This window comes from Methanocalculus sp. (assembly GCF_029762515.1).
GTDB lineage: Archaea > Halobacteriota > Methanomicrobia > Methanomicrobiales > Methanocorpusculaceae > Methanocalculus.
In genome coordinates, this window is the sequence record NZ_JARVGN010000383.1 from 1 (window position 1) to 2188 (window position 2188).

The following is a 2188-nucleotide window of genomic DNA, read 5'->3' on the forward strand; positions in this document are numbered from 1 at the left end:
CAGAAACAATCAAGAGCCTGAAGCCTCCATTGATCGGATATGATACAGAGAGAAACACTGAGAAGGATAATCCATTTTGGGTGTATCTTCATTTTTGCCCTCCTCTTCACCAGCCCGGCACATGCCGCCATATCCGATATACCAGCCAATGGAATGGCATTCATCGGCGAAGAGGGGCTTGACGTCACTGCATGTGGGATTGCGAGTGGAGACACAATAGGATGGTTTGCACCCGGTTCATCACCTGCAACAGGCAGCCCGACAGCAACAATGATTGTCAGTGATGCAACATCGTTCTATGTCTCTCCCCAGACGTTTCAGGAAAGAACCGGTTCCTGGTATAACATAGGGACTGGCAACCCCGCCTTCAGCGTTGCGGACCCGTACCTTGAAGTGAGGGTGTATGATCTTGACTACGGAGTGAGAGACAGAACAGGGCTCTGGGTACCGATGGATTTTGAACTACAGTTCAGAATAGTCACAAATCTTGATGCAATGGCAGAGCGGACAGGAGTTACCGGTGCTCCGATTGAGATCCGGGTTACCAGAGAGGGAGGGATTGAATATTCTTCATTAGTAAACAAGGCAGGCGTATTAACATCTCTTCTCTTTAATGTCGGCAATTCGCCTTTCCTGACAGGTAGAGTCTGGTATCCGGAGTCCGGGTATTCACGTGGAGTCTATGAGTTCTATGCCTTCTGCAATGCGAATCAGATGAAGGATAACTACAATGTCGTCGGGAAAACTATCACCCCCCGCAGTGAGACGGTTTCACTATCAAGGACAACACCCACAACACCAACACCAGCACCGACACAGACACCAATCCCAACACCCAAACCAACAATTGTCGTAACACCTCCCCCCACTACTGCGGCAACACCAACACAAGAACCAACACCCGTTGCAACACAGGAGCCTACTGCTACACCCATTCCTGAACCAACACCAGCACCTCTTGCCCTGGCAACAACACTCGGTGCACTTGCTTTGATCACCCGCCTCCGCCTGCGTAACAAATAACCCTGAGAAAAGCACTCTGATCTACTATGATCCAGAATAAAAACATCGCCAATTTCGGCGTCACTATCATCCAGGCACGGCACAGCATCAGGCACTTCAAAGACACTCCTATTCCGGACGAAATCATTCGGAAAGTCCTTGATTGTGCAAAGAGTGCTCCATCTGCAAAGAACATCCAGCCATGGATCTTTGGAACAATCAAGGACAAGGCACTCAGGGAGGAGATTGCAAACCTCGCCACCAACGGTAAATTCATCGCCGATGCACCCGTCTGCTTTGCCGTCTTTGGCGAGCGGGATCAGCAGTATGTGGTTGAGGACTGCTGTGCCGCCACTGAAAACATCCTCATCGCCTTAACCGGATATGGTATCGGATCCTGCTGGGTTGCAGGGGAGGGAAAAGAGTATGCAGAGCCGATCAGAAAACTCCTCGGTGTTCCGGACAATTACAAGCTCATCTCGCTGGTTGCCGCGGGTGAAGCAAAGACAGAAGGGTTTGTCCTCGCCAAGAAGAAGAACCTCACTGATATCACCTTCACAGACCGGTATGGATCCGAGTGATCTGATCCGGCCCTCTCTCTTTTTAAACACCCTTTAAGCCGGATGAAAACCACAATTGTAACGTATGAAATCCCCGATTCTTCAGGTTGCACTTGATATCCTCGATCTCAGCCGCGCCTATGCGATTGCGGACGAAACAATTGCCGGTGGAGCCAATTGGATCGAGATCGGAACACCGCTTATCAAGAGCGAGGGGATGAGCGCTGTTTCGGAGATACGGAAACACCATCCTGATACCCCCATCGTTGCCGATATGAAGATCAGCGATACCGGTGCGCTTGAAGTTGAGATGGCAGCAAAAGCAGGTGCAGGGATCATTTGCATCCTTGCCGAATCCGATGATGCGGTCATCAGGGAGGCGGTGAAGGCAGCAGATCTCTATGGGGTGCGGCTAATGGGGGATATGATGAATGTCGCAGATCCCGTAGTCCGTGCCCGTGAGCTCGAGGAGATGGGTGTGCATATCATCAATGCCCATGTAGGAATCGATCAGCAGATGATCGGAAAGGATTCTCTTGAACTCCTTGAACGGCTCACAGGCGCAGTCTCCATCCCGATTGCCGCTGCCGGAGGGCTGGATGCGGCGCGGGCGGCAGAGGCAGTTG

General features: G+C 51.4%; 3 protein-coding genes. All 3 read left to right on the forward strand.

Annotated features, from left to right (window positions below):
* Positions 1 to 39: 39 nt before the first annotated feature.
* Positions 40 to 1023: a DUF3821 domain-containing protein gene (locus QCH34_RS11215; protein ID WP_300334177.1), complete on the forward strand. Its 984-nt coding sequence runs from the start codon at positions 40 to 42 to the stop codon at positions 1021 to 1023.
* A gap of 26 nt (positions 1024 to 1049) precedes the next feature.
* The gene (locus QCH34_RS11220) at positions 1050 to 1583 is read left to right on the forward strand and encodes a nitroreductase family protein (RefSeq protein WP_300334179.1); all 534 of its coding nucleotides are present in this window, start codon (positions 1050 to 1052) and stop codon (positions 1581 to 1583) included.
* A 64-nt stretch (positions 1584 to 1647) separates the two neighbouring features.
* Positions 1648 to 2188, forward strand: a 541-nt coding sequence (locus QCH34_RS11225; RefSeq protein ID WP_300334181.1) for an orotidine 5'-phosphate decarboxylase / HUMPS family protein, incomplete at its 3' end; no start/stop codon positions are given.

Bases quoted from the DNA above. Each gene is read 5' to 3' on its own strand.
- QCH34_RS11215 (WP_300334177.1), top strand. From the start codon at position 40: ATGATACAGAGAGAAACACTGAGAAGGATAATCCATTTTGGGTGTATC.
- QCH34_RS11220 (WP_300334179.1), top strand. From the start codon at position 1,050: ATGATCCAGAATAAAAACATCGCCAATTTCGGCGTCACTATCATCCAG.